We start from the raw sequence: 25,477 nt of genomic DNA on the forward strand, positions 1-25,477 counted from the left end.
TCTCCGAAATCGGGTTAGATCTTCAGGGCTTCTGCGCGCAGGCTCCGAGGCAGGTTTGCGTCATACCATGCTCTCAGTCCGGCGAGAGCCTCATGCTGCAGGTCTCGTTCGAGATACCCCCAGATCCGTGGCATATGGGCCAAGTACGCCCTTTTCCCGTCACGCATAGCTAAACGCGCGAAGATGCCGAGGATTTTGGTATTTCGTTGTGCCCCTAGTGCGGCGTAGCTGAAGCGGAATTCGGGCTCGTTAAATTCCGGGTTCCGGGAGGAATTGGCCGCGATGTAATGGTCGAGCAGTTGTTTTTCCAGGTTTTCCGGAACGTCGACCCGTGCGTCCTCAAGCAGCGATACGAGATCGTAGGCAGCGGGCCCGATCATGGCATCCTGGAAATCGATGATGCCGACGTCGCGGGGGCTCGGCCGGTCGTCGAGTGCGATCAGATTTGGCGAATGAAAGTCGCGGAGCAGCCATGTTTTCGGCTGGCTCAACACACGCTCGAAGGTGCTCTTCCATAACGCCGTGAACGCGTCGCGAGCCGATTGGGGTGCAGGCGCGCCGTGGAGCGCCGGCCAGTACCAATCGAGAAGCAGCTGGGTTTCGATTTCCAGCACGCCCTCGTCGGCTTCGGGGAGAGCGAACGTCGAGCCATCGGAAAGCGCGATGCGTGACGGTGGTGGAGTGCTCTGCACGGCTATCACCGTGTCGACGCCGCGCTTCCAGAGCCCGGCTTGATCGCGACCTCGTGAAACTTCAGCGCCGAAAACTTCGTCGCCGAAATCCTCGATGATCAGAAGACCTTGCGCGAGATCCTCGGCAAGGATGCGCGGGACCGAAAGTCCGCTGGCTGCGAGCGCACCGTCGATTGCGACGAAGGCTCTGACGCTTTCCGCGAGATGCGCGATGGCGCTGTAGGACTTGCCGTCGCGTATCGGTGGACCGTCAGGCCGCTGCGGTGAATCCATGAGGATTGCGCGCGTGCCGTCGGCTTTCTGAAGGCGAGCGTAGCGGCGCGGTGAGGCGTCGCCCTGCAGATAGCTGAAGGCCGTCGACGCTTCGCCCCAGCCTGCGCGCGCCAGAAAATCCCGGATCGTGGTGAAGCGCTCCAGGCGGCCTACGAAATCGGCTGGCGTGCCGATGCTGACGTTTCTGCGGTCCGGCGCGCCTGTTTCGTCGAAGCGAATGGTGAACCGCTCGTGTGGAATGCGGTCGTTACCCTTCGACGGCCATTCGATGACGGCAATGCCGCGCGTAAGGGCGGCGTCGAGACCGAGTTCATCGATCTCGCTCGCGTCGGAAAGACGGTAGAGGTCGAAGTGTGCGATGTCGAAACGCGGCGTTTCGTAGGCCTGCACCAGGGTGAAGGTGGGGCTTGGAATTTCGAGCGACGGATTGCCCGAGATGGCTCGTATGAGGGCGCGCGCAAAGGTCGATTTGCCGGCGCCGAGATCACCCTCCAGCGCCAACGTATCTCCGGGCTGCACGAGGAACGCGACTTCTTGCGCCACTCGCGAGACGTCGCCTTCCGTCAGGTCGTTGAATGAGAATGCCGGATTTATCATCGCGCTCGGTTTTATGCTGCGCGCTCGCCGCCCGCCAGCCTGTCTCTGTTGCCATTGGCTGGTGGGGGCGGGGTGGCAGAGACTGCCCGCTCTGGAATTCGAACGACCACGCGTGTTCCCCGACCTTCTTCCGAGGTGATTTCGATATTGCCGCCGTGAAGCTCTACGAGGCTTTTGGCAATTGAAAGGCCGAGACCTGCGCCACGGTGCTCGGAGCCGTGGCTGCGGCTTTCGAAGCGCTGGAAGACACTGCCGATCTGATCTTTCGGGATGCCGATGCCGGCGTCATCGACCCTGAAAAAGATGTTTCCGGCTTGCCGCCAGCAGGCGAGATACACGGTGCCGTTGATCTTCGAGAAGCCGACCGCATTGGACAGGAGATTGTACAGCACCTGACGCATGCGCGCTTCGTCGACCATGATTTCCGTCACGTCGTCGGCGACCGCGATATCGATCGTGAGGCGCGAACGGACCGCGCTCTCGCGAATGCCGAGAATGGCGGCGTCGATGATCGCGCGCACACCGACCGGCGCGACTTTGAGTTCGAGTCCGCCGGCTTCGATCGTCGTCAGATCGAGGATGTCGTCGATGATTGCGAGCAGCGTGTTCGACGACGCTCTGATATCGGAAAGATATTCTCTCTGCTTGTCGTTCAATTGGCCGAACATGGGGTCGGCAAGCAATTCGGAGAAGCCGTTGATACTTTGGAGCGGCGTTCGCAACTGGTGAGAAATGTGGCCGATGAAGTTCGTCTTCAGGCGGTCGGCGGCGATGAGTGCTTCGTTGCGTTCGACGAGGGCGCGCTCGGCACGCTTGGCATCCGTCACATCGGCGAACGTCAGCAGTGTTCCGCCATCGGGTAGCGGCATCAGCGCGTAGTCGACGACGACATGGTCCGCGCGGATCATCTGGCCTGCGAATGTCTCGCGCTCGTCCTGGAATGCAGTGACGGCGCGGCCGATGCGCATCCACGTTCCAGCGTCGGGACAGAGGTCTTGAACCGCGGCAACAAATTCGCCGATATGCGGGCGCTCTTTAAGCTTGCCGGAGGGGATTTGCCAAATCCCGCAGAAGGCCCGGTTGAACAGCTTGAGGCGGCCGTCCGTGCCGAATACTGCGACGCCTTCCTTGAGGCTCTCGAGCGTTTCGCGCTGCACGTCGATCAGGGCGTTATAGCGGGCTTCGAGTGCGAGGCGGTCGGTCTCATCGCCGAAGAGATAGGTGACGCCACCATCGGGACGCTGCTCGGCAATGACGTTGACGATGCGTCCGTCCGTCAGATGCCAGATGTCTTCGATCGGCGCGCCGGAGCGGTAGCCAGCGAGGATCTGAGCTTTCCAATCCCTATGACTGACGACCGGCGGCAGGACGCCGATCTCGCGCAGGCGGTCGAGGAAGTCGGAGTCGGTCGGGCGCGTCGTCAGCCATTCCGGATCGAGCGACCAAAGCTTTGTGAAAGCGGCGTTGTAGAAAACCAGCTTCTGCTCGCGATTGAACAGCGCGACTGCAGTTTCCACGCGGTCGAGCGTCCGGTCGTAAGCCTCAACCTGGCGATCGAGTTCGCCTTGCGCGGTTTCGATGTCCGTGACGTCGATCGCCGCTCCGGCCATCATGCCGTCGACGGGTATGACGACGATGTCGTGCGGTTTGCGCTCGCCACCCGCGATGAGGTGAACACGCGCACGATAGCTTTGACCAGCGCCGACGGCTTTCAGCACATGCTTACGCTGGCGCGTTTCCAGCAATTCGATCTGGCGGTCCAAGACCTCGAGTTCGCTGTCGGCCTCGACCGCTTTGACGTACGCCTTGTTGACCCAGATGAGGCGGTTGCCCGGATCGCGCAGCCAGACGGGCATGGGAAGAGTGTCGAGAAGGGCGCGGCTCGAGTGAATATCCCGCGTGAGTGAGGCGTGGCGCTCGTCGATCCTCGCGATCTCAGCTTTGTAAGTCGACACATCCTTGAAGCGCAGCACGGCGCGTCCGCCGGCGGCGCGGCCCTCCGCTTCGATGGCGGCGGCGGCGATGGTCTTCACGATGATGCTGAAGGCACGGCCATTGGTGAAGAGCATGTCGAGCGACGTCTTCAGCGTGTCGGCGGATGCCAGTTGCAGCCATTGTCCGAAGCGCAGGATCTCTGCGTGTTGCTCTGGAAGGCCGGGAATTCCAGTCAGCGTATGAGAGGCGATGCGGACAGCCTGTCCCTGCTCCCAAAATATGAGGACCTGGGGCTCTGCGCGGATGATCGCGTCCGCTGCCGCGAGGTTGCGGCGAAGATGTTGGCTCTCGGCTTTGGCCTTGCCGGCTTCTTTGCGGGCGACGCTGCCCATGTGCCAGATGATGAGGCCCGCCATGAACACGGTCGCGGCGACGATGCCGACGACGGCCAACTGACGTTCGCTGAGCTGGTTCGCCTCGATTTGATGGCCGCCCACGAAGACAGCGAGCATAGTGGCGACGCAGGCCATTGCCGCGAGCAGCAGAAGCGCCAGCTGGAGCCGGGTCGTCAACCGTCGGTTCTGGCCGGGCGTCGTGCGCATTTAATTCCGTTGTAGCTCATTGAAGCGGCCCGCACACCATGCGCGGGCACACCAATGGGAGTCCGGGCCTTGCGGCACGAATCACTCCGAGTATGGGGTGCTGGAGCCCTCGCCGCTACCGCGGCGGGTGCCACAAAATGAAACGGCGCCAGAGTGTTCCCCTGGCGCCGCGCAATTCGATCCCGTCTAAGCGGAACTCGGCCATTAATAGCGATAATGGTCCGATTTGAAGGGGCCTTCGGGCTTGACGCCGATGTAGGAGGCCTGATCGGGGCTGAGCTTCGTCAGCTTGGCGCCGATCTTGGCGAGGTGGAGCCTTGCGACCTTCTCATCGAGGTGCTTCGGCAACGTATAGACCTCGTTCTTGTACTTGCCTTGGTTGATGTGCAGCTCGATCTGCGCCAGCGTCTGGTTCGTGAACGACGCGGACATGACGAACGAAGGATGGCCCATCGCGTTGCCAAGGTTCACCAAGCGGCCTTCCGAGAGAAGGATGATGCGCTTGCCGTCCGCGAATTCGATCTCGTCAACCTGAGGCTTGATGTTGTTCCACTTCAAGTTCTTGAGGCCGGCAACCTGGATCTCGTTGTCGAAGTGGCCGATGTTGCAGACGATCGCGCGGTCCTTCATGCCCCGCATGTGTTCGATCGTGATGATGTCCTTGTTGCCCGTTGCCGTTACGAAGATGTCGGCGCGCGGAACGGCGTCTTCCATCGTCACGACTTCGTAGCCTTCCATCGCGGCCTGCAGTGCGCAGATCGGATCGATCTCGGACACGATCACACGGCAACCCGCGTTCCTGAGCGAGGCAGCCGATCCCTTGCCGACGTCGCCGAAGCCCGCGACCATCGCGACCTTACCAGCCATCATCACGTCGGTGCCGCGGCGGATACCGTCGACGAGGCTTTCGCGGCAGCCGTAGAGGTTGTCGAACTTCGACTTCGTGACGGAGTCGTTGACGTTGATTGCCGGGAAGAGGAGCTTGCCGCTCTTCTGCATTTCATAAAGGCGGTGAACGCCGGTCGTCGTCTCTTCCGACACGCCCTTGATGGATTTCGCGAGCGACGCGAACCAGCCTTTGGGCTTCTCAGCTAACGTCTTCTTCAGAAGGGCGAAGAACACCTCTTCTTCTTCCGAGCCGGGCTTGTCGAGGAAGGCTGTGTCGCCGTTCTCTGCGCGCAGTCCGAGGTGCACGAACATCGTTGCGTCGCCGCCGTCATCGAGGATCAGGTTCGGCATGCCGCCGTCGTTCCACTCGAAGAGCTTGCGCGTGTAGTCCCAGTAGTCCGTGAGGGTTTCGCCCTTCCACGCGAATACGGGAATGCCGGCAGCTGCGATGGCTGCCGCGGCGTGGTCTTGGGTCGAGTAGATGTTGCACGAGACCCAACGAATGTCGGCGCCGAGGGCTGCCAGCGTCTCGATCAGGACGGCGGTTTGGATCGTCATGTGCAACGAGCCGGCGATGCGCGCGCCCTTCAGAGGTTTGGAAGAGCCGTATTCCTCGCGCGTCGCCATGAGGCCGGGCATCTCGGTCTCGGCGATGGCAATTTCCTTGCGGCCCCAGTCGGCGAGGCTGAGGTCCTTGACGATGTAATCCGTGAATTTCGTGCTCATAGGGCTCTTTTCCTCATGGATGCGCCTGCAATGCGGAGGGCTGCGTGGTGCGTGAACATGCACGCTTTGGCCTGTCGGGCCGCGCAAACTGTCGTTGCGCGTTGCTATATCGAACTCGGGCCCCTCACGCAATAACATATAAGCAAGTCTTTATGTCCTGCCGAGCGTCGATTGAGACGCAGCGGCAAGGAGGTCTCGCGCGTAAACGAAAAGTAAATTTAAAGCATACAGTTTATCTCAAATTGAGTTCATGAAGTAAATCTACAGTTAATCTCGATAACAACTCGGCATGTCGCATTAATTCGACTTAAATCAACAAGGCCGCAGGTTGACTTCAAAGTATTCACCGGAGTCGGCCTATGAAGTTCGCGTCTTTTTCGCTGCGGCGTGCGCTGTGCGGTTATTGGAAGTCGGGGGATGTCCCTGCGGAGCGTTCCCGCAGGGGGACGGCTTTTTGCCGGTTCGCCGCCGATTCGCGAGGCGACGTCGCGATCCTGTTCGGTCTTATGACGGTCGTTCTCGTCATGTTGATCGGGTTGGCGGTGGATTACGGCCGGCTCGTCAACGCGCGCAGTCAAACGCTCGAAGCGACAGACGCAGCGGTGCTGGCCGGCGCTCGTGCACTTCAGACCAACGGTGGCAACCAGGCTGCCGCGATCAAGGTGGCGCAGGCGTTCTACAATCAGGCCGTTCAAAGCCGCATCTCGGTCGTTCCCCAGTCCGATACCATCAACTTTGCCGTCACCGACAGCGGAACGGCAGTAATCTCGAACGGCAACGCCCAGATCTCGACACCGTTCATGAGCGTGGCCGGCGTGAAGACCTTGCCGCTTCTGCATGCCGATGGGTCCGATTATGCCAAGGCCGTTCTTGCGGTCGGGGGTAATGCGGAGCTGAACCTCGAAGTCAGCATGATGCTCGACATCACTGGGTCGATGAAGGGCCAGAAGCTGACGGATATGAAGGCCGCGGCCAGCGATCTCGTCAACATCGTCGTTTGGAAAGACCAGAGCAAGTTCACGTCGAAGATCGCGATCGTTCCGTTCGCGTACGATGTTCGTCTTCCGGCCGCCGCTTTCAAGAAGGCGACGGGTACGACGACGACAACCTATCCGTGCGTCGTGGAACGCACCGGTACGCAGAAATATACCGACGCTGCACCTCAGTCGGGCCAGTACGTGATGGTGCATAACACTTCTTCGACAAAGAATAACAAGACGACGTACAGTCCGACTTGCGACGTTGCTGCGACTGCAGAGGTTCTTCCGCTTACAAGTGATAAGACTTCGCTGCTCGCAAAAATAACCGGTCTTGCAACCGCCGGCAGCACGGCCGGGCATATCGGTACTGCCTGGGCTTGGTATATGCTGGCTCCCAACTGGACTTCGTTGTGGGCTTCTTCAAGTACGCCGGCTGCTTACGGCACGGATAAGCTGAAGAAGATTGCGGTCCTCATGACGGACGGCGAATACAACACTCAGTACACGACGAATGGTGTTCCGGATGATTCGAGCTCGCTAACGAAATGCCCGAATGCGGCGAACGCCGTGTGCTCAAGCGCGCAGGCGGTGTCCCAGTGCACTGCGATGAAGGCGAAGGGTATCGAGGTTTATACGGTTGGCTTCCAACTCGACAACCAGACAGCGATCGACACGCTGAAGAGCTGCGCGACCGATATCAATCACTTCTACAACTCGACGACCGGTGATGCGCTTAAGGCAGCGTTCCGCGATATCGCGCTGAAAATCTCGACGCTTTATCTTGCTCAGTGAGGGGTTTTTTCTGCACTCGGCGACTCCCCTTACGGGGAGCCGGCCGCCGAGTGCGGATCAGGCGTCGCCGACGCACTCTTCGTCGAAGCCCGCTTCGACCAATCGGACGAGCGCTTGGAGTGCTTCGGGGCCCTGCGGACCTTCGGCTACGATGTGGAGTTCGGATCCAGGACCTGCGGCGAGCATCATCAGCCCCATGATCGATGTTCCGCCGACGGAATTGCCGTGGTGCGTGACCGTGACGTGCGCCTCGTAGCTTTCCGCGCATTTGACGAACTTCGCCGAGGCCCGTGCGTGCAGGCCTTTGACGTTGCGGATGATGACGACGGCTTCCGGTTTCAGACTGTTGACCAGTTCAGGCATTGTTTGTTCTCAGCYGCCGGAAAGCTCTTGGCTCGCGACCTTGATATATTTCTTGCCGGCGTCGCGCGCCATGATGACAGCTTGGTCGAGCGGCGTGTCGCCGCGAATGCTGGCAAGCTTCACCAGAATGGGAAGACTGATGCCGGCAATCACTTCCGCTTTCGTCTCGTCCATAACCGAGATGGCAAGGTTGGAAGGTGTTCCGCCGAACATGTCCGTCAAAACGATCACGCCTTTGCCGTTATCCACTCGCTGGACCGCGCTTAAAATTTCCATGCGCCTCGCTTCCATATCGTCGTCCGGGCCGATGGCGATCGTTTCCAGCGACTGCTGTTTGCCGACGACGTGCTCGAGCGCGTTGCGAAATTCTTGCGCAAGCCCGCCATGCGTGACGATGACAAGTCCGATCATGAGCGACGGGCCATTTCATTCTCGTGCGGCAAATTCGTGTTTCGCCGCCGTATGGCGCGGAAATTGGCAAGTGTTTGGAGCGGGCGCAAGAAGTTTCTGGTCCTCATTCAGGCCTTTGGTTGCACACGTGGCTGGGGGGCCATGTCGATGGCTGCTACAAGTTTCAACGGGCTTGAGCTCTCAAAGGGCGATAACCGGATAACAGGTACGTCCAATCCTAGGATATGGGCAAACTGCCAGGGGTCTGGAAACCTTTCGATTGCGCCGTCGCGGACGAGATCGACAACGAGAACGACGTTCCCTTCGCCGACGGCGTCAACCTCAAGGATGCCAATGCCCCGCACTTCAAGCTTGCCGCGCAACTGAGCTGGGGCGCTTGCGTGCAGGAAGGAGCCTTCCTTCTTCAATACAACTTGGTCGTCCGAGACCAGCAGGACCTTGTCTCGAACGATCGTTGAGGGGGGTAGACCCAGGCACCGGAATGCAAGATCGGACTTGCCGGAGCCTGATGCTCCGCGGATCAAAGCCACACGGCCGCCAATGGCGATGGCGGTCGCGTGGACGCGCTCAACTTCTCCAGACAAGTCCCGGTCCTACTGTCGCCAGCGGCAGACGGACGGTAAAGCGAGCGCCCCTTGGCGCCTGCACGCTGTCTGATCCACGGTTCTCTGCGAAAATCTCGCCGTTATGGCTGACGACGATTTCGCGGGAAATCGACAGGCCCAGGCCTGAGTTCTTTCCGCGCTTGGCATCGGTCTGTGGGCGGTCGCTGTAAAACCTATCGAAGATCTGGGCGAGCTTATCCGGCGGGATGCCTGGCCCTTCGTCCTCGACCGATATTTCGATCTTTCTGTCGTTCAGCTTGGCGCGAACCGTGACGGTTCCACCTTCCGGTGAGAACGACAAGGCGTTGTCGATGAGATTTGTGAAGACCTGGCCGAGGCGCCCGTCGTTGCCGCGCACCGTGTAGGCTGCGGCCGTTCCAGGCTCGACGATCAGGCGGATGCTGCGCGTGTCGTCAGCAAGCATCTCCGTGAATAGACTGTTGACGCTCTCCAGCACCGTGCGGACATCGACGGCCTGCATTTCCTGCCGGGCGAGTTCGGCATCGAGACGCGATGTGCTCGAAATGTCGTTGATCAGCCGGTTGAGCCGCTTCAACTCGGTCTGAATCTCCTGCACGAGCTCGGTGCGGTCGGCGTCGGATCGCGCGTAGGCGAGGGCTTCGGCGGTCGACCGTGCAGCCGCAAGAGGATTTTTCAATTCATGGGCGACGTCGGCCGCGAATTTCTCGCTGGCTTCGATGCGCCGGTAAAGTGCGTTCGTCATCGCGACGAATGCACGGCCCGTCTGCCCGACCTCGTCGCGGCGTTCGGTGAGATCCGGCAGCTGTTCGCGGGCGGAAATATTCTGCGTCACGCGGTTGGCTGCTTCCGAGAGGCGACGCATCGGCCCTGCAACCGTTCTCTCGAGAACAAGCGAGCTGCCGATCGCGACCAGCAGCGCCATCGCCGCGATCTGCAAGATCAGCCAACGCTCGTCCCAAAGGACATCGTCGATGTCGCCGGGATTTGTAGACAGGAGGAGGACGCCCAGAATTTTATTGCCGCGTTTGATGGGCTCGGCCATCGACACGATTTGCTGGCCGTGCCGGTTGAGCAGCAAAATGGGGGTTTCGACGCCATTCTGCGCGGCGCGCTGCACCTCCGGATAGAGAAACCCGTTGGCGGTTCCGAGCTCGCGATAGACCTTGAGTTCCTTGTTGATCACCCAATAGTGGAGCCGGGTCCAAAAATTCTTGAGGCGAGGGGCGGGTTCATCGGCGGCGACCGCCTCCGCCTTTGGGTCGTCGTCGTTCGAAAAGAGCGTCTCGCCGTTGAGGATCAACGTGCCCTTCGCGGAATAGATACGCGCTTTGAGGTTCGCCGGGCCCACAAGCTTTTTCAGAATGATCGCTGCCTGATGCGGATCGATAGGTAATTCGAGCGCGGCGAACGCATCGTCGCGCTGGGCTCTTGCCATTGTTTTCTCAGGAATTCGGTTCGGATCGAAAATCGCGCGCTCATTGACCGCCCGATACGCGATCGCCTCCGACGTGATGCGCGACACCGTTTTTACGACGTCAACTTTCGCGTCTAGCAGCCAGCCGTGATGGAGGCTGAGATAGAGCATCGCGAACAGGAGGCCAGCGAGCCCCAAGACGTTCGCCAGAAGAATGCGCCGCCTGAGGTTTTTTCCGATGACGCGGCCGATGAAACTTTGCGACAGCCAGCGGCCGGTCGCAGCGCTCGCTCTCGCGGCCGCGGCACGGAAATCAATTTTCGGTTTCTTCACGCCTACCGAAGGCGCGGAAACGTCCGCAGCGCTTCTCAGCGTCGCGGCCGCCGCAATGTCATTGCTGTCGAGCGCCATCCCGTCCCCGGTGGCTGATCGGCCGCCTACTCTTTGAAGCGATAGCCGACGCCATAAAGTGTTTCGATCACGTCGAAATCGTCATCGACCTGCTTAAACTTCTTGCGCAAACGCTTGATGTGGCTGTCGATCGTGCGGTCATCCACATAGACCTGATCGTCGTAGGCTGCATCCATCAGGGCGTCGCGCGTCTTGACGACGCCCGGTCGTGTTGCCAGCGCCTGCAAGATCAGGAACTCGGTCACCGTCAACGTGACGCCCCGGTTATCCCAGTGGCATGTGTGACGCTCAGGATCGAGTTTCAACTTGCCTCTTTCGAGCACGCGCTTGGCTTCGTCTTCCGTCGTCGTGCCGTCTTTGGGGGCCACACGGCGCAAAACAGCCTTGACGCGTTCGACGATGAGCCGCTGCGAAAACGGCTTGGCGATATAATCGTCGGCACCCATTTTGAGGCCGAAAAGCTCGTCGATTTCCTCATCCTTCGAGGTCAGAAAGATGACCGGCATCGCGGACTGCTGACGGACGCGGCGGAGAAGCTCCATTCCGTCCATGCGCGGCATCTTGATGTCGAATATCCCGAGATCCGCCGGCTCTTCAGTCAGCGCTTCGAGTGCCGAGACCCCGTCCCCGTAGGTTCGGACCTTGTAGCCCTCGGCCTCCAGGGCCATCCGCAGGGAGGTCAGGATGTTCCGCTCGTCATCGACGAGCGCTATGGTGCTCTTTTCCTTCATCTGTTCCTCTTGTGCCCCTCGGCCGCAGCGGATGTGCACCGCGCCAGCATTAGGCGCTTATGGCGGCATGGTGTACCAATTGTGGCGCCCCGTCCAATGGACGCCGGAGGCTGAATGGCCCCTGAATAGGCGACCGCGCCCTCAACAGCAAGCGAACTGGGGGATTTGTGTGGTCACAACTTCCAAATTTCGCTTGTTTGCCGCGTTTCTTGCACTCATCCTCTGCATGAAGACGAATCTCAGAATATTCAAACGGTAACATTATGTTACCGGTTTTTTCGTGTGACATTAGCGTGCTGCCTCCAATTGGCCCCAGTTTATGGTAGGTCCTTCGCCACCAGCGTCATTTGGGCCCAATGACCCTCTTTCGTGCGGCACAAAATGACTCGATCGGGCGTTGCTTTGCAGGTGCAGAGACTTAGATGCGCCGCAGCGTCTGTTTTATGGGGCTGACATCGATGGCTGAATTGTTCCCGACGTTAACTTCGCAGCGCGTTCGCCGTAACCTCTCGGAGGCAGAACTCGTCGAGTACGTTGTCCGCCGGGGCGAAGGAAAGCTTGCCGCGAGTGGCGCGGTCGTCATCGAGACGGGTCAGCACACCGGCCGTTCGGTCCAAGACAAATACATCGTTCGTGACGCGGAGACCGAAGGCGCGATCTGGTGGGACAACGCACGCGGCATGACGGAAGAGGAGTTCGACCGTCTGCTCGCCGACTTCATCAGCTTTGCGCGGCACAAGGAGCTTTTCGTTCAGGACCTTTTTGCGGGCGCGGAAAAGGACCACCAGCTCAACACGCGTATCGTGACCGAGTATGCTTGGCAGTCGCTCTTCATTCGCAATCTTCTTCGCCGGCCTGAGCCAAGCGAACTGGAGGGCTTCCTTCCCGAATTCACCGTCGTCGATCTGCCGAGCTTCCGCGCTGCGCCGCTCTATCACGGTACGCGCTCCGAGACGGTTATCGCGTGCAACTTCACGAAGCGCATCGTCCTCATCGGCGGCACGAGCTATGCGGGCGAGATCAAGAAAAGCGTGTTCTCGTTCCTGAACTATATTCTGCCGGGCAAGAACGTCATGCCCATGCACTGCTCGGCGAATGTCGGCCAGGACGGGAGCTCAGCTGTCTTTTTCGGTCTTTCGGGAACCGGCAAGACGACGCTTTCGGCCGATTCTTCGCGCGAACTACTGGGCGACGACGAGCACGGCTGGTCCGACAATGGCATCTTCAATTTCGAGGGCGGGTGCTACGCGAAGACGATCCGGCTGTCGAAATCCGCTGAGCCGCAGATCTGGGCCGCCTCGAACCGTTTCGCGACGGTGCTCGAGAACGTCGTCATCGATCCCGCTACGCGCGTTCCAAACTTCGACGACAATCGGCTCGCGGAGAATGCGCGATCCGCCTATCCGCTCGACGCGATTGCCAATGCGAGTCCGACCGGCACCGCAGGTCATCCCAAAAACATCGTGATGCTGACGGCGGACGCTTTCGGAGTGCTGCCGCCGATTGCGAAGCTGACGCCGAGCCAGGCGATGTACCATTTCCTGTCGGGTTTCACGGCGAAAGTCGCTGGAACGGAGAAGGGAATGGGGCCTGAACCGCAGCCGACATTTTCGACCTGCTTCGGCGCGCCGTTCATGCCGCGTCATCCCAGAGTTTACGGCAATCTCTTGCGCAACCTCATTGCGCAGCATGGCGTCGATTGCTGGCTCGTCAACACGGGTTGGACGGGCGGCAAGTATGGCGAGGGGACGCGCATTCCGATCAAGGTTACACGCGCGCTTCTCGAGGCGGCTCTTTCCGGTGATCTCAAGGATCAGCCGATGCGGATTGATCCCGTTTTCGGCTTCGCGGTACCCGTCGCGGTCGCAGGGGTCGATCCGAAATTGTTGACCCCGCGTGAAACGTGGGCCGATCCGCAAGCTTACGACGCGATGACAGCGAAGCTCGCGCAGATGTTCCACGACAATTTCGCGAAGTTCGCGCCATACGTCGATTCCGATGTGTTGAAAGCGAGCCCCGTGGGACACCCGAGCGTCGCGGCGGAGTAGAGGCGCGGCGTAGACAGGGCGCGCTCCGCTTGTGATCTCCTTGAGCCGGCAATTGCGAAGGTCTGCCGTGCGCGTTGGGTCGCTCGGGGCCATTGCTCACCTGCGCCGCGGCGCATAAACAAGTGCCGCGCAATCAATCGGCTCGAACTTACGAGGCTGCATCAAATGGGTACCCGCATTCCATTCGCCCGTCCGGACGGCAAGACCGCGGAAGGTTATCTGTCGCTCGCCGGGAAGGCGAACGCGCCCGGAGTTGTCGTCATTCAGGAATGGTGGGGTTTGCAGGATCAGATCAAAGGTCTGTGCGACCGGTTTGCGCTCTTGGGTTATGATGCGCTGGCACCCGATCTCTACAACGGCGTCGTCATTCCCTATCACGATGCGGATGCGGCGAACGCCGAGATGAATTCGCTGAATTTCCTCGATGCAGCGGATCAGAACGTGCGGGGCGCGGGGCAATTTCTATTGCGGGCAAGCCCGAAGGTCGCAGTATCGGGTTTCTGCATGGGTGGCGCCGTTGCCGTGCTCGCCGCTTGCCGCGTGCCGGAATTTTCTGCGGTCGTCTCGTTCTACGGCCTGCCGCCCGCAACAGTCGCGAAGCCAGCTGACGTGAAAGTGCCCTTCCAGGGGCATTTCGCCAACAGCGACGATTTCATTACGCCTGCGATGGTCGATGCGTTCGAGACGGACTTGAAAGAGGCGGGCAAGCCGGGTGCGTTTTACCGCTACGACGCGAACCACGCGTTCATGAACGAGCAACGTTCCGTGCACGATCGTCACTGCGCCGAACTCGCTTGGGAGCGGACGAGTGAATTCCTGATGGAAAATTTAGGCTGAGCCGCTTTCCATCAGAAAGCACGACTCTTCATGTCGACGGAGGTCGGCAGCCAGACAAGCTTCAACAGGAAACGGCAGAGGCTGTTCGGTCCGGGCGGACCGCAAGCGCGAATGCGTTGCACTTTGCCTGGATCCCGGCCTTCGCCGGGATGACGGAGCGTAGGCTTGGTTACGCTCCGGCGCGCGCAAGCCGCCTCACCGCCGTCTTGCCGACGGAGGTCGGCAGACAGACAAGCTTCAACTGAAACGACTGAGGCTGTTCGCTCCGGGCGGACCGCAGGCGCGAATGTGCTGGCCGAGATGACGAAAGGGGAAGCAGACGAACTTGACGGTCGGCCTGCCGGGAATCCAGAGGCAGTACCCACCCTCCGACCGTCATCCCCGCGTAGGCGGGGATCTGTCCAAGGGTCCGTTCATCGCAAGTATCCAGCCTGAATGGATCCCGGCCTTCGCCGGGATGACGGAGATGGATATGCAGAACGATGGAGGGATTCTTAGCTCCGGAAATCCGCGAGCGTTAGAAGCGGTTCGAACTTCAGTCCCGCAGCTGCAAACGTTTCCGCCGCGCCGTCGAGGCGGTCGACGACGGTGATGACGCTGACGATCTCGGCGCCGGCGGCGCGGAGAGCATCGGCTGCCTTCAAGGCAGACCCACCGGTCGTCGTCACGTCTTCGACGACAACGACCTTCTTGCCAGCCATGCTCTCGCCCTTGGCCAGACCTTCGACGAGTGCCTGCGTGCCGTGTTCTTTCGCCTGTTTGCGAACGAAGAACGCGGGCAACTTTCGTCCTTGCGTGTAAGAAACGGCGGCTACGCCCGATGCGATGGGCACCGCGCCCATTTCGAGGCCGCCGATCAAATCGGCTTCGACGTTTTCGAGCTGATCGAGGATCAGTGACGCGATCAGGTAAGCGCCCTCGCTGTCGAGCATCGTCGGCTTCATGTTAAAGTAAAAAGTCGACGTTTTGCCGGACGCGAGCTTGAACGCGGGGCCTTCCTGAAAAGACCGCTCTTTGATGATCTCGATGAGCCGGGCGCGGCGAGCTGTGCGATCAGCCGATTTTACTGGCATGCGGTAGTTGAGCCCTTGCGTTTTCTGCGTTCGATGCGCAAACAGCCGAGTTCCGGAGGCATGTCAAGTTTCGAAGGGCATATTGTGGTGGAGCGCCAACGCGCAATGTGGAACTGGTGGGCAACGATCGCAGCGCGGCCGTGGGCACCATCGCTTGCCCTTCTGGGGTTATGCCTCGCCGTCTATTTGCCGGGCGTCGTGCGGCTGCCGGCGGTCGACCGGACCGAGATCATTTACGCTGACACGACGCGAGATATGGTGGCGCGGGGCGATTGGACGGACCCGCGTTATGGCAACGTTGTCCATCAGTACCGGCCGATAGGCACGTTCTGGGCGCAAGGCGCGGCGGGATGGCTCGCCGGGGACTCGCTCGCGCGCGACATCACCATCTACCGGATCCCGTCATTGCTGGCGGTCATGCTTGCGGTGCTGGCGTTATTCTGGCTGGGGCGCGGGCTGGTCGGTGCGGAGACGGCGCTGATCGCGTCGGCGCTGTTCGCAGTCGCGCCGCTGACGGTGCTCGTTTCGCAACTCGCCATCGCGGAGGGGCTATCGCTCTTGCCTGCGACCGTCGCAATGGTCGCGTTGGCGCGGATCTATACCAAGCCCGATGAACGCTATCCGATGGCTCTCCTCTTCTGGGTTGCTCTCGGTTTCGGCGTTCTGATCAATGCTCTGCTCGTGCCTATCCTCGTCCTCGCGACGCTGATCGCGCTTTATGTGATGGATCGGGATCTGACGTGGTTGAAGCGTTTGCGGCCGCTCATCGGCGTTCCGATCGCGCTCGCTATCGGCGCGTCGTGGCTGATCATCCGTGCACACCAGGACGGAACGCCTTTTGCCGGGATGGGCTGGCGCGCGTTTCTCGCCGCACTCGGCGGTGCGCAAGATATGAAGCTTCGCGCTTTTCCGGGCACATTCGTGCTCGCTCTAGTCCTCGGCTTTCTTCCGGGGACGGTGCTGATCGGCTCAGCGTTCAAGCGTTTCTGGGGAAGCCGGGACCAGGCGCTTTCGCGGTTTCTGCTGGCGTGGGTGATCGGATACCTCGTCTATCTCGAAGCGCTGTCGTCGAAGCCCGGCACCTACATGGTGCAGACGATGTTCCCAGCTCTCGCGCTCGGCGTTGCGATTGTCGTGACGAGCGAGAGCGGCACAGGAAAGCGTCCGGAATGGAGCGGCTTCTCGACTTGGCCCTTGACGTTCGCCGTGCTGCCGCTTGCGATTTTTGCGGGCGTCTATCTTTTCGCGGGCGAAATTCCGGGCGTCATTCCCGCTTTGCTCATCGCGGCAATCGCGTTGCTCTTCATCTGGAGCGGGCGCCTCGGCCGAGAAGGACAGCTTCGGCGCTGGGCCGCGGTCGGTGTTGCCGCGCTCGGTCTTTTCGCCATCACGCTGCTCGGCGTGGTTCTGCCCAGTATCGACAAGATCTGGCCCGCGCAGCAGCTTGCAAAAGCGATTGCGGCCTGTCCCACGAAGGATGCGGCCCTCATCGGCTTCCGCGAACCATCCGGCCGGTTCGTGCTTGGCATTCCTCCCGACCGGCAGTTGCCGGAAGCTCTCGCGGAGAGCATGGAGGCCAAAAATCCGACGCTTACGATCGTCGAGGACCGGTGGAAGAAGCGAACGAACTGGACGCTCCAATCGAAGTCGCTCGCGCCCCTCCCGCCGCCTGTCGGCTGCGTCTCGGCCTATAATGTGATGCGCGGCTGCCCATTGCATTTCCGGATCTATTCGCCAAATCCGTCAGAGCCGTGCACCATTCCCAGCGAGTTCGCGTGCCCCGAAAATACGCCGAAGACAGGCCCCGAGAAATCAGGCGACTGCGACTGACCGTGGGACTGGCCTTGGAATCGTCCCTTTCTGACCACTGCCGGTTGGGGCGCCGGGATGCTATATGAGACGAAAATAGCGCAAGGATTGTTTTGAGATGTTCAACCCCGAACGCCCGCCCGAGATCATCGCGCAGCGCTGGCTCAACTCTGACACGAAGCGCACGCTGAAGGCCGAGAAAGGCAAGGTCGTCGTTATCGCGATCTGGCAGCTCGCATGTCCGGGTTCGCAGAAGTTCGGCCTGCCGCAGGCCATGCGCCTTCGCGGGAGCTTCAACGAGGACGAGGTGGCGGTGCTCGGCCTTCACATGGCATTCGAGAAGTTCGACGAGCAGACGCCCGAGAAGGTCGAAGCCTTCCTGAAGGAAAATGGCATCACCATTCCTATCGCGCTCGATAAGCCGAGTGCTGAAGGTGTTCCGGAGACGATGAAGGCTTACGAGCTGCAGGGCACACCGGCGCTCTTGATCTTCGATCGTCAGGGGCGGTTGCGGCGGCACTATCTCGGCGCGGTCGACGATTTCCGGCTCGGCGCGGAAGTGATGGCGTTGCTGATCGAGGACAAAGACAGCCCGCGCGAAATGTCGATTGCGCTGGAGCGCAAGCTTGCAGCGGCGCTCGTCGATCCCGAGGCGCATCATCACGATCATGGCGATCAATGCGGCTGCGGCCACGATCACAGTCACGATCATGGGCACGGGCATGATCATGGGCATGATCACGCACACGATCATGCGCACGGCGAGCCCGGGCACGTTCACGGGCCTGACTGCAAACACTAATGGCTGAAAAGCGAACAGAGACCGACGCGAAGACGGAGGATGAGCAGGGTCCACCGCCGGGGTCGGGGCTCAGCCGCAAGGAGCGCGCGCAGGTTCGCGAGTCGGTCAAGCCACGACCGGCCGTCATATATGAGATCATTCGCGTGCAAGGCGAGGCGGAGTTGCGCCGACCCGTTTCCGCGCTTTGGTGGTCGGGCATCGCCGCCGGCATTTCAATCGGATTCTCCTTCCTGACGGAAGCGGCCCTTGCAGCGCATCTTCCCGCGTCGGAATGGACACCTATTGTCGCCAAGCTCGGCTACGCAGTCGGCTTTCTGATCGTCATCCTCGGTCATCAGCAGCTTTTCACCGAGAACGTCTTGACCGCGGTGCTGCCGGTCATGGCGCGCAAGAAATTCCATTGGTTCATCAAGATGCTTCGCCTCTGGGGCATCGTCCTCGCGGCGAACATCGCCGGTTGTTTTATTTTCGCGTTTGCCATCGTTCGGCTGCCGATCATTTCGCCCGATCTCGGACCATCGCTGGCGAATATCGTCACCAGCGTGATGAGCAACACGCCAACGGAGATGTTCGCCAAGGGTATCGGCGCGGGCTGGTTGATCGCGGCGCTTGTCTGGATCATCGCGTCGACGGAAGGCGTCGAGTTTCTCGTCATAATGCTGCTCACCTACCTGATCGCATTTTTTGGATTTACCCACATCGTCGCCGGGAGCGCTGAAGCGATCTACGGGGTACTTACGGGCTTGATCACGCTGGAGAAGGGATTTTTCGGGTTTTTCCTGCCGACGCTCGCGGGCAACGTTTTCGGCGGCACGGTCCTCTTTTCGCTCCTGAGCTACGCGCAGGTGCGCGAAGAAATTTACGCAGAACGTCCAGATCGCTGACGCCCGACTTTCTGGCGCCACCCGAATCACGCTTTTCTCCGCTCTACAAGTCGATAGCGGAGAAAGCTCATGGTCGAGCGAGCAGGCGGACGAGGGACGAAAGCGCAAGCGGGCGAGGCCGAGGCCGCGAGTTCGCGCCGGCGGTCTGCGCGGCCGTCCGATCATGGCGGCGCCTCTTCACGAGGCCTCCCGGTTGCGCAGAGCAAGAAGACCATCGCGCTCGTCTATGATTTTGACGGCACGCTGTCGCCGCGTCCGATGCAGGAATACGCGTTTCTTCCCAAGCTCGGCATCGAGCCGAAAGAGTTCTGGGCCGAGTGTACGCGCGTGTCGAAGGCCGAGCGCGCCGACGCGCTGATCACGTACATGCATCTCCTCTACAAGAAGGCGAAGGAGAAAGGCGTCCGCATCGATCGCGCCGATCTCGTCGCACAGGGGAAGACGGTGGAGCTTTATCCCGGCGTCGAAGCCTGGTTCGAGCAGATGCACGCCTACGTGAAGAAGCGTGCGGGCGATGCTGGTATCACGGTGAAGCATTACCTCGTGTCGTCGGGGCTGACGGAAATCATCGAGGGAACGAAGATCTACCCGCACTTCGCCAATGTGTTTGCGAGCGAATATTGGTTCGACGCTTACGATCTGCCGTTTCCGAAGCGGGTCATCTCAGATACGGGCAAGACGCAGTTCCTATTCCGGATCAACAAGGGCATCGAGGATCTCGGCGAGAACATCAACGCGCACATGCCCGAGGATGAGCGGCCGATCCCGTTTTCGAACTTCATTTATTTCGGCGATGGCGATACCGACGTGCCGTCGATGGCGCTCTTGAAGAAGAACGGCGGCCACGCGATTGCCGTGCACGATCCAGGCGAGAGCGAAGCGAAATGCGTCGAGCTCTTCAAGGCTGGCCGCTGCGATTTTTACGCGGGCGCTGATTACCGCAAGGGCTCGGATTTATTCAAGCGCACGTGCCTGCTGCTCGATCGCATCATCGCCGATGTGCGGGTGAAGGAAGAGGCGAGGGGGTTGGGAAAGTGAGATGACAGCGATTGATCCATCTCCGTCATCCCGGCGAAGGCCGGGATCCATCCAGGCAGGATACTTGCGATGAACGGACGGTTGGACAGATCCCCGCCTACGCGGGGATGACATTTGAGGGTTGGGGCGACTATCCCCTTCATCCTAATGCCCGGCAGGTCGACTTTGACCTTCGTCTGGCTCCCGTCTCCGTCATCCCGGCGAAGGCCGGGATCTATCCAGGCTGGATACTTGCGATGAACGGACGGTTGGACAGATCCCCGCCTACGCGGGGATGACGCTCTGGGGTAGGCATGACAGCGAGAAAAGACACCTCTAAGCTTGCATGTCATGAAGCGTCCGTGCGCCTACATTCTCGCCAGTAAGCCTTACGGGACGCTCTACATCGGCGTGACGAGCGAACTTGCTCGTCGAATAGCGCAGCATGATCAAGGTCTGATCGAGGGCTTCACGAAAAAATACAGCATCAAAACGCTCGTCTATTACGAGATGCACGACGCTATGGATGGTGCGATTTTGCGTGAAAAGCGATTAAAGCGATGGCGCCGCGAATGGAAGTATCGCCTCATCGAACAAATGAATCCGGAATGGCGGAATTTATTCGATCCGGCGACTGGCGAAATTGCTTTCGGCTCGGCGGATGAGCCTGTTTTGGAATTCGACCCCGTCGGCGACTTGGGGTGATCCCCGCCTGCGCGGGAATGACGTTCGTCAGTTGGACGACTACCTTCCTTCGATCTTGATCCCGGGAAGATCGACCTTCACTTTGGTCTGCTGGGAGTCCCAGAGGAGATAGCCGAGTACGATCACGGTTCCGGCGAGCACTCCGATGATGACCGACCTGATGTCCATGATTCCCTACCTTTGTTGGCTTTTCATCATGCCATCGATCGGCATGAATTTCAGCTATCCGTCGACGTCATAAAAAAGCGGCCCCGCAGAGCGGAGCCGCTGATATTCGTTACGCTTCTACCTCAACGCGAGGTGGGACGCACGAGCCGTTTAGTAGCAGACCCAGACGAACTCGGCGTAGCGTGGCGACCAGCGCCAGCAGGAGCCGACGCCGTAGGCGTACCAGCGGCCGTGCCAGAACCGGCGTCCGTGGTGGCCATGGTGGCGACCGCGGTTGTAATGGCGTCCGTAGTTTTTGCCGCCGCCGCGGTAATGCTTTCCGCCGCCGCTGAAATGGTTCCCGGCGCGATGTCCTGGATTGCGCATATGGCCCCCACCGCGGTGATGACCGCCGCTCATGTGGTGGCCGCCGCCCTTATGACCGCCGCCGCCGTGTTGGCGTGCGTCTGCCGCTAATGGCATCGCCAGCGCTGCGATCATCGCCGCAACAAATGCTAGACCTCGTTTCATGGTGGCTCCTTCTTCTTCTTGGTGGTGCCGCTCGACGGCGCAGTGCGCACCAGCGAATGATGCTACTTGCGCAAACGGCAAGTACTCGCGATCAGTTCCGATCGGTGCGCAAAGTCGAGCTAAATTGGCTGCTAACTTTTATTTGCAGTTAAAGCGGCGGGATTTTTTGCGGAGTTGCGACGGATTTTCGATAGTTCTGCGTTAAGTCGGCCCGTTTTTCGTTTGCCGTACTGCAGCATCAGAGCCCGAGCAGCCGGCGGAAAAATCCGCGCCCGGCTTTCGCTGCGGCTTCCCCGCTCTTGTCGACGCCGATCAGGAGGCCCGCGACGATGGTGTCGCCGTCTTCGCTCATCGCAAGCACCGTGCCGCCGCCTTCGCGCTGTCCGTCGCCGTAGATCCAGTCGGTGGCATTTGTGGTGTCGGGAACGGCACGAGCGTTATAGGGCTCGCGCGTTGAATAAATGCGGGCGCTGAAGTCGTCGGGAAAATAGATCTGGCCGATGACGAGGCTCGTCTCGTTCAGGAAGACCTTGACGTGGATGTGGGGCGTGCGTCCCGGATACCATCCGGGGTAGACCGTGTTGAATGAAACGCGCCCGTCGGCGTCGGTCATCTGCGTACCGCGCAGATAGGTTTGGCCTTTCGTCGAGATATCGCGCGATGCACCTTGGCCCGAATATCCGGAATAGATACCGGTCGCGTCTGCATGCCAAACGTCGACGCGTGCGTTCGCGATCGGCGTGCAGGGGCCAGCCTCGATGACGCGAAGCGAAAGCCGAAGCGGTGCGCCCGGACGGCCTTCCGAAATATCGGATCGCACGAGCTTGGGGTCGAAGTAGAAAGGACCTTCGACGGCTTGAGGCAGCAGCACGCATTGGCCATGAGGTTGCTCTGCCGCAGCCGGCGTATCGCTCGCAGCAGACGCGGAGCCTGCCATGATCGCGGACGCGGCCGGCGCCGCGAGCACGCCCGTCAAAGCTTGCCGACGCGAAAGAGATTTGGTCATCGGCATTCTGTTCTCTCGAATTCATCGAGCGCGCTGGAGTGCGCGCTGCTCTATCTCCTGAACATAGTAAATCTGCGCCATACTTTATGGCGCCCAAAGCGCGCAGACGCCGGGTTCAATGGGCTTGCTGTGAACGTGTTGGAGAATGTGCCGTCGCGTCTCGTCAGCGAGACAGGATGTGCGTCAGGCGCTCGGCTTTTTCGCGAGCAGACGATTGACGTGGCCCATCTTGCGGCCGGGCCGGGCTTCGCGCTTGCCGTAATGGTGGAAGAATGCGCCGGGTTCGGCTGCGATCTTTTCCCAGGCAAGAATGTCGTCGCCGATCAGGTTGATCATTTCGGCGGCGGGCGCATTCAGCGCCGTCGCGCCAAGCGGCCATCCGGCGACGGCGCGAATGTGCTGCTCGAATTGTGATGTGAGCGCGCCGTCCATCGTCCAGTGGCCGGAGTTGTGGACGCGCGGTGCCATCTCGTTGACGAAGAGGCGGTCGCGCCCGTTTTCCGTCACGACGAAGAACTCGATCGCGAAGACGCCGATATAGTCGAGTTTCTCCGCGATCCTGTGGGCGATTTCGATCGCCTCTGCCGCGGTATCCGGTGCAACCGAAGCCGGTGCGACGGAGCGATGGAGAATGTGATTGCGGTGTTCGTTCTCGGTTACGTCGAAGGCGCGGAACGCTCCGTCGACGCCGCGTGCCGCAACGACGGAAACTTCGGCGCGGAAAGTCACGAAGCTCTCGAGGATCGACGGCTGGCCGTGCATGGCGGTCCATGCCGCGCCCGCGTCCTCGCGTTTCAGGATCTTGGCCTGGCCCTTGCCGTCGTAACCCAGCCGGCGTGTTTTCAGCACGGACGGAATCTGGAAGCCGCCGTCGAGGACCTTCGTGAGATCGTCGAGGCTATCGATTGCAGCGAACTCGGCGGTCATCGCGCCAAGCTCACGCGCCAGCGACTTCTCGTTCATGCGGTCCTGGGCGCACGCCAAAGCTTTGGCGCCGGGGCGAACGGGAATGCGCGCGGAGAGAAACTCGACGGTTTTGACCGGAATGTTTTCGAATTCGTAGGTCGCCACATCGACGGCTTCGGCGAAGGTAATGAGGCGCGCTTCGTCCTCGTAGGCGGCGACCGTGTATTTGGTCGCGACGTCGAATGCGGGACTGTCGGATTCGGGGGCGTAGATGTGCGACTTGAGGCCAAGGCGTGCGGCTGCCAAGGCGAGCATCCGGCCGAGCTGGCCGCCGCCGAGAATTCCGATTGTCGAGCCGGGAGGGAATGCGGTCATCGTGGTCGTCATTAAACCCGTACTGGCGTTTCGGCGACGTCAGCTGAATGCTGCTTGCGCCAGGCTTCAAGGCGCTCGGCGAGAGCAGCATCGGAGAGTGCCAGGATCTGAGCTGCCAAGAGCCCCGCGTTCTTCGCACCTGCTTCGCCGATGGCGAGCGTACCGACCGGCACGCCGGCCGGCATCTGGACGATCGAATAGAGACTGTCCTGGCCTTTGAGCGCTTTCGATTCGATCGGCACGCCGAGGACGGGCAGCGGCGTCATCGAGGCCGTCATTCCCGGAAGATGGGCCGCGCCACCGGCGCCTGCGATGATGACTTTAAGGCCGGCAGCCTTCGCGCCCTTGGCGTAGCTGTAAAGCCGCTCTGGCGTACGATGCGCGGATACGATCTTGGTTTCGAACGCGACGCCAAGTTCGGTCAGAATGTCAGCGGTGAGCTGCATCGTCGGCCAGTCAGACTGGCTTCCCATGATAATGCCGACTTGCGGCCTGATCCGGCTCATAATGGCGTCCAAAGCCCCGAAAACGGAAACCGCGTCGGTACAGGACCGAGGCCCAGTTTACAAGGGTTTACGGCGTCTCGCAGTGGAGAAAATGGGCCTCGCGGCCGCCGTTCGCCCAAATTGCGGGACCGGGTAGCGGTCCCGGCGGCATTTCGCTCGCTTTTAGGGCGCGGAGCCAAGCAGATAGTTGATCGAATGGAAGAAGTTCTCGGGGCCTACATAGCCAGAAATACGCCCCACTTCGTGCTGCGATTTTACCACCACGAATGTCGGCACGATGTCGACCGAGGCATTGAAATCGAGGTGGCCGGCGTCGACGTCGTTAACGTCGACGAAGCGGACGGGCACCTTTTTCCCCTGTTCGGAGGTCTCATAGGCCGGAAGCACGTCGCGCCTGAAGATCTCGCAGTAAATACAGCCCTCGGCTTCGACGACGATGAGTTCGAACGTTCTATCCGCGCTCACCACAGTGTCCGTGTCGAGCCCGGCGCGTGACGCCGCCACGGGCGACAGCATCAACAACGCGAAAAGTATCACTCGGATCTTCATCGGCATGGGCGTTGTCTCGAGCTCGCAAGGAACTCGTCGAATTTAATTCAAACGCCGCCAGCCACCCTCGAAAAATGAAGAGCTAGTTAATTCCTGTCGCAAATCGAAACGTCGCTTGGTGAGGCCGCGTTCAGGACTTTTTGCAGGTCACGGCAACCGTCTTGTAGGACCCGAAGCCGACGGAGGCTGCGCCGAATTGCTGGGCCATAGCGTCGCCGAGCTTCTTCGCCTGGGCGTCCTGTTTCTCCGCGTCGGGATCGATAAGAGTCGCCGAGCAGCCCTCGGGCGCTGCCGCAAGTTTTACGGCGTCCGTCTTCTCGGGCTGGAAGTCGATGAAGTAGGACGGATCGAAGACGGCAAACGTCAGCCCCTCGGCATCGGCTGGCACGGGCTTGGCGAGCGGCAAATGAAAGTAGAGGCGCAACACGCCGTTCGTATATTCGAGACGAGCGTCAGTCGGGGGCGAGAATTCGAGCTGCTCCTCTCCGAGTTTCGTCAGCGTGAAGTAGTTGAACTCTTTCAGGCCATCCATGTTGACCTTCAAAAGCTCGGCTAGTTCGTGCTGGTCATACTTGCCGTCGTTGTTCGTATCGAGCCCTTCGAGGGCCATTGCCGTGTAGGAGTCGTCGAAAGTCCACGCGTGATCGACGCCGCTGACGGCGCCTTTGTCGTAGTCCACGGTCAATACGTATGTGACCCACATATGCGGATGGGCGGATGCGGGGATGACGATGGCCAACATGGAAATGAAGATCAAAGCCAAGTGGCGGTATGTCTTGTTGATTTCGAGCACGCTGAGCTCAGACCTTTCGTGCGATGGGAATCTCTTCGGCGACAGCTACCGACGCACATTTAACATGGCGAGATTGCGACGCCCTTG

Annotated in this window: 24 protein-coding genes; 8 read left to right on the plus strand and 16 right to left on the minus strand. The window is 60.4% G+C overall.

Translation table 11 applies throughout. The annotated features are described in order from the left end of the window. Positions 1 to 14: 14 nt before the first annotated feature. The 3 genes from tsaE to ahcY form a co-directional block, all read right to left on the minus strand. Positions 15 to 1,562 (minus strand): tRNA (adenosine(37)-N6)-threonylcarbamoyltransferase complex ATPase subunit type 1 TsaE, encoded by a 1,548-nt coding sequence (gene tsaE / locus AC1DK3_RS10595; RefSeq protein WP_477192165.1) that lies wholly within the window; start codon positions 1,560 to 1,562, stop codon positions 15 to 17. Positions 1,563 to 1,573: 11 nt separating this feature from the next. Then, a complete protein-coding gene (locus AC1DK3_RS10600; protein WP_477192166.1) occupies positions 1,574 to 4,099 on the minus strand; it encodes a sensor histidine kinase in 2,526 nt (841 codons plus the stop codon). Positions 4,100 to 4,303: 204 nt separating this feature from the next. Next, positions 4,304 to 5,713 carry an adenosylhomocysteinase gene (gene ahcY / locus AC1DK3_RS10605; protein WP_477192167.1) on the minus strand — a complete coding sequence of 470 codons (1,410 nt, stop codon included), beginning with the start codon at positions 5,711 to 5,713 and terminating at the stop codon, positions 4,304 to 4,306. Between the two features lie 359 nt (positions 5,714 to 6,072). On the opposite strand from ahcY, the gene AC1DK3_RS10610 reads away from it, so the two are divergent. Beyond that, positions 6,073 to 7,485: a TadE/TadG family type IV pilus assembly protein gene (locus AC1DK3_RS10610; protein WP_477192168.1), complete on the plus strand. Its 1,413-nt coding sequence runs from the start codon at positions 6,073 to 6,075 to the stop codon at positions 7,483 to 7,485. A gap of 57 nt (positions 7,486 to 7,542) precedes the next feature. On the opposite strand, the gene AC1DK3_RS10615 is transcribed toward AC1DK3_RS10610, so the two are convergent. The 5 genes from AC1DK3_RS10615 to AC1DK3_RS10635 all read right to left on the minus strand — a co-directional run bounded on the left by AC1DK3_RS10615 (position 7,543) and on the right by AC1DK3_RS10635 (position 11,402). After that, the gene (locus AC1DK3_RS10615) at positions 7,543 to 7,848 is read right to left on the minus strand and encodes an HPr family phosphocarrier protein (RefSeq protein ID WP_092863486.1); all 306 of its coding nucleotides are present in this window, start codon (positions 7,846 to 7,848) and stop codon (positions 7,543 to 7,545) included. 9 nt (positions 7,849 to 7,857) lie between these two features. Continuing rightward, entirely contained in the window at positions 7,858 to 8,259 is a 402-nt protein-coding gene (locus AC1DK3_RS10620) for a PTS sugar transporter subunit IIA (RefSeq protein ID WP_477192169.1), read from the minus strand. A 107-nt stretch (positions 8,260 to 8,366) separates the two neighbouring features. Further along, positions 8,367 to 8,789, minus strand: a complete 423-nt coding sequence (locus AC1DK3_RS10625) for an HPr kinase/phosphorylase (RefSeq protein WP_477192907.1) — start codon at positions 8,787 to 8,789, stop codon at positions 8,367 to 8,369. 37 nt (positions 8,790 to 8,826) lie between these two features. Further along, the gene (locus tag AC1DK3_RS10630; RefSeq protein ID WP_477192170.1) at positions 8,827 to 10,671 is read right to left on the minus strand and encodes a stimulus-sensing domain-containing protein; all 1,845 of its coding nucleotides are present in this window, start codon (positions 10,669 to 10,671) and stop codon (positions 8,827 to 8,829) included. A gap of 26 nt (positions 10,672 to 10,697) precedes the next feature. Further along, positions 10,698 to 11,402 (minus strand): response regulator transcription factor, encoded by a 705-nt coding sequence (locus tag AC1DK3_RS10635; RefSeq protein WP_092863498.1) that lies wholly within the window; start codon positions 11,400 to 11,402, stop codon positions 10,698 to 10,700. A gap of 443 nt (positions 11,403 to 11,845) precedes the next feature. Here AC1DK3_RS10635 and AC1DK3_RS10640 point away from each other — a divergent pair, with 443 nt between their 5' ends. Then, a complete protein-coding gene (locus tag AC1DK3_RS10640; RefSeq protein ID WP_477192908.1) occupies positions 11,846 to 13,450 on the plus strand; it encodes a phosphoenolpyruvate carboxykinase in 1,605 nt (534 codons plus the stop codon). A 165-nt stretch (positions 13,451 to 13,615) separates the two neighbouring features. After that, complete coding sequence (locus tag AC1DK3_RS10645; RefSeq protein WP_477192171.1) at positions 13,616 to 14,287, plus strand: dienelactone hydrolase family protein; 672 nt, start codon at positions 13,616 to 13,618, stop codon at positions 14,285 to 14,287. A gap of 494 nt (positions 14,288 to 14,781) precedes the next feature. Here the strand turns inward: AC1DK3_RS10645 and pyrE are convergent, their stop codons facing one another. Beyond that, entirely contained in the window at positions 14,782 to 15,360 is a 579-nt protein-coding gene (pyrE, locus tag AC1DK3_RS10650) for an orotate phosphoribosyltransferase (protein WP_477192172.1), read from the minus strand. A 60-nt stretch (positions 15,361 to 15,420) separates the two neighbouring features. On the opposite strand from pyrE, the gene AC1DK3_RS10655 reads away from it, so the two are divergent. The 5 genes from AC1DK3_RS10655 (at position 15,421) to AC1DK3_RS10675 (ending at position 20,577) form a co-directional block, all read left to right on the plus strand. Continuing rightward, positions 15,421 to 17,190 carry a glycosyltransferase family 39 protein gene (locus AC1DK3_RS10655; protein ID WP_477192173.1) on the plus strand — a complete coding sequence of 590 codons (1,770 nt, stop codon included), beginning with the start codon at positions 15,421 to 15,423 and terminating at the stop codon, positions 17,188 to 17,190. A 97-nt stretch (positions 17,191 to 17,287) separates the two neighbouring features. After that, complete coding sequence (locus AC1DK3_RS10660; protein ID WP_477192174.1) at positions 17,288 to 17,971, plus strand: TlpA disulfide reductase family protein; 684 nt, start codon at positions 17,288 to 17,290, stop codon at positions 17,969 to 17,971. Next, positions 17,971 to 18,855, plus strand: coding sequence for a formate/nitrite transporter family protein (locus AC1DK3_RS10665; protein WP_477192175.1), 885 nt, complete (start codon positions 17,971 to 17,973; stop codon positions 18,853 to 18,855). Before AC1DK3_RS10660 ends, AC1DK3_RS10665 begins: the two co-directional genes overlap by 1 nt. Before the next feature lie 69 nt (positions 18,856 to 18,924). After that, positions 18,925 to 19,893 carry an HAD family hydrolase gene (locus AC1DK3_RS10670; protein WP_477192176.1) on the plus strand — a complete coding sequence of 323 codons (969 nt, stop codon included), beginning with the start codon at positions 18,925 to 18,927 and terminating at the stop codon, positions 19,891 to 19,893. A gap of 330 nt (positions 19,894 to 20,223) precedes the next feature. After that, on the plus strand, positions 20,224 to 20,577 hold the full coding sequence (locus AC1DK3_RS10675) for a GIY-YIG nuclease family protein (protein WP_477192177.1): 354 nt from the start codon (positions 20,224 to 20,226) through the stop codon (positions 20,575 to 20,577). A 39-nt stretch (positions 20,578 to 20,616) separates the two neighbouring features. Here the strand turns inward: AC1DK3_RS10675 and AC1DK3_RS10680 are convergent, their stop codons facing one another. The 7 genes from AC1DK3_RS10680 to AC1DK3_RS10710 all read right to left on the minus strand — a co-directional run bounded on the left by AC1DK3_RS10680 (position 20,617) and on the right by AC1DK3_RS10710 (position 25,390). Beyond that, on the minus strand, positions 20,617 to 20,745 hold the full coding sequence (locus tag AC1DK3_RS10680; RefSeq protein WP_477192178.1) for a hypothetical protein: 129 nt from the start codon (positions 20,743 to 20,745) through the stop codon (positions 20,617 to 20,619). Between the two features lie 150 nt (positions 20,746 to 20,895). After that, positions 20,896 to 21,255: a hypothetical protein gene (locus tag AC1DK3_RS10685; protein WP_477192179.1), complete on the minus strand. Its 360-nt coding sequence runs from the start codon at positions 21,253 to 21,255 to the stop codon at positions 20,896 to 20,898. 238 nt (positions 21,256 to 21,493) lie between these two features. Next, positions 21,494 to 22,261, minus strand: coding sequence for an intradiol ring-cleavage dioxygenase (locus tag AC1DK3_RS10690; protein WP_477192180.1), 768 nt, complete (start codon positions 22,259 to 22,261; stop codon positions 21,494 to 21,496). 183 nt (positions 22,262 to 22,444) lie between these two features. Beyond that, positions 22,445 to 23,542 (minus strand): 5-(carboxyamino)imidazole ribonucleotide synthase, encoded by a 1,098-nt coding sequence (locus AC1DK3_RS10695; RefSeq protein WP_477192181.1) that lies wholly within the window; start codon positions 23,540 to 23,542, stop codon positions 22,445 to 22,447. A gap of 11 nt (positions 23,543 to 23,553) precedes the next feature. Continuing rightward, the gene (gene purE, locus AC1DK3_RS10700) at positions 23,554 to 24,048 is read right to left on the minus strand and encodes a 5-(carboxyamino)imidazole ribonucleotide mutase (RefSeq protein WP_477192182.1); all 495 of its coding nucleotides are present in this window, start codon (positions 24,046 to 24,048) and stop codon (positions 23,554 to 23,556) included. A gap of 162 nt (positions 24,049 to 24,210) precedes the next feature. Next, positions 24,211 to 24,603, minus strand: a complete 393-nt coding sequence (locus tag AC1DK3_RS10705; RefSeq protein ID WP_477192183.1) for a hypothetical protein — start codon at positions 24,601 to 24,603, stop codon at positions 24,211 to 24,213. Between the two features lie 124 nt (positions 24,604 to 24,727). After that, positions 24,728 to 25,390 carry a DUF1007 family protein gene (locus AC1DK3_RS10710; RefSeq protein WP_477192184.1) on the minus strand — a complete coding sequence of 221 codons (663 nt, stop codon included), beginning with the start codon at positions 25,388 to 25,390 and terminating at the stop codon, positions 24,728 to 24,730. Positions 25,391 to 25,477: the final 87 nt, after the last annotated feature.

The sequence above is a fragment of the Hyphomicrobium sp. 01T421 genome, assembly GCF_056398805.1.

Bases quoted from the DNA above. Each gene is read 5' to 3' on its own strand.
- tsaE (WP_477192165.1), bottom strand. From the start codon at position 1,562: ATGATAAATCCGGCATTCTCATTCAACGACCTGACGGAAGGCGACGTC.
- AC1DK3_RS10600 (WP_477192166.1), bottom strand. From the start codon at position 4,099: ATGCGCACGACGCCCGGCCAGAACCGACGGTTGACGACCCGGCTCCAG.
- ahcY (WP_477192167.1), bottom strand. From the start codon at position 5,713: ATGAGCACGAAATTCACGGATTACATCGTCAAGGACCTCAGCCTCGCC.
- AC1DK3_RS10610 (WP_477192168.1), top strand. From the start codon at position 6,073: ATGAAGTTCGCGTCTTTTTCGCTGCGGCGTGCGCTGTGCGGTTATTGG.
- AC1DK3_RS10615 (WP_092863486.1), bottom strand. From the start codon at position 7,848: ATGCCTGAACTGGTCAACAGTCTGAAACCGGAAGCCGTCGTCATCATC.
- AC1DK3_RS10630 (WP_477192170.1), bottom strand. From the start codon at position 10,671: ATGGCGCTCGACAGCAATGACATTGCGGCGGCCGCGACGCTGAGAAGC.
- AC1DK3_RS10635 (WP_092863498.1), bottom strand. From the start codon at position 11,402: ATGAAGGAAAAGAGCACCATAGCGCTCGTCGATGACGAGCGGAACATC.
- AC1DK3_RS10640 (WP_477192908.1), top strand. From the start codon at position 11,846: ATGGGGCTGACATCGATGGCTGAATTGTTCCCGACGTTAACTTCGCAG.
- AC1DK3_RS10645 (WP_477192171.1), top strand. From the start codon at position 13,616: ATGGGTACCCGCATTCCATTCGCCCGTCCGGACGGCAAGACCGCGGAA.
- pyrE (WP_477192172.1), bottom strand. From the start codon at position 15,360: ATGCCAGTAAAATCGGCTGATCGCACAGCTCGCCGCGCCCGGCTCATC.
- AC1DK3_RS10655 (WP_477192173.1), top strand. From the start codon at position 15,421: ATGTCAAGTTTCGAAGGGCATATTGTGGTGGAGCGCCAACGCGCAATG.
- AC1DK3_RS10660 (WP_477192174.1), top strand. From the start codon at position 17,288: ATGTTCAACCCCGAACGCCCGCCCGAGATCATCGCGCAGCGCTGGCTC.
- AC1DK3_RS10665 (WP_477192175.1), top strand. From the start codon at position 17,971: ATGGCTGAAAAGCGAACAGAGACCGACGCGAAGACGGAGGATGAGCAG.
- AC1DK3_RS10670 (WP_477192176.1), top strand. From the start codon at position 18,925: ATGGTCGAGCGAGCAGGCGGACGAGGGACGAAAGCGCAAGCGGGCGAG.
- AC1DK3_RS10675 (WP_477192177.1), top strand. From the start codon at position 20,224: ATGAAGCGTCCGTGCGCCTACATTCTCGCCAGTAAGCCTTACGGGACG.
- AC1DK3_RS10680 (WP_477192178.1), bottom strand. From the start codon at position 20,745: ATGGACATCAGGTCGGTCATCATCGGAGTGCTCGCCGGAACCGTGATC.
- AC1DK3_RS10685 (WP_477192179.1), bottom strand. From the start codon at position 21,255: ATGAAACGAGGTCTAGCATTTGTTGCGGCGATGATCGCAGCGCTGGCG.
- AC1DK3_RS10690 (WP_477192180.1), bottom strand. From the start codon at position 22,261: ATGACCAAATCTCTTTCGCGTCGGCAAGCTTTGACGGGCGTGCTCGCG.
- AC1DK3_RS10695 (WP_477192181.1), bottom strand. From the start codon at position 23,542: ATGACCGCATTCCCTCCCGGCTCGACAATCGGAATTCTCGGCGGCGGC.
- purE (WP_477192182.1), bottom strand. From the start codon at position 24,048: ATGAGCCGGATCAGGCCGCAAGTCGGCATTATCATGGGAAGCCAGTCT.
- AC1DK3_RS10705 (WP_477192183.1), bottom strand. From the start codon at position 24,603: ATGCCGATGAAGATCCGAGTGATACTTTTCGCGTTGTTGATGCTGTCG.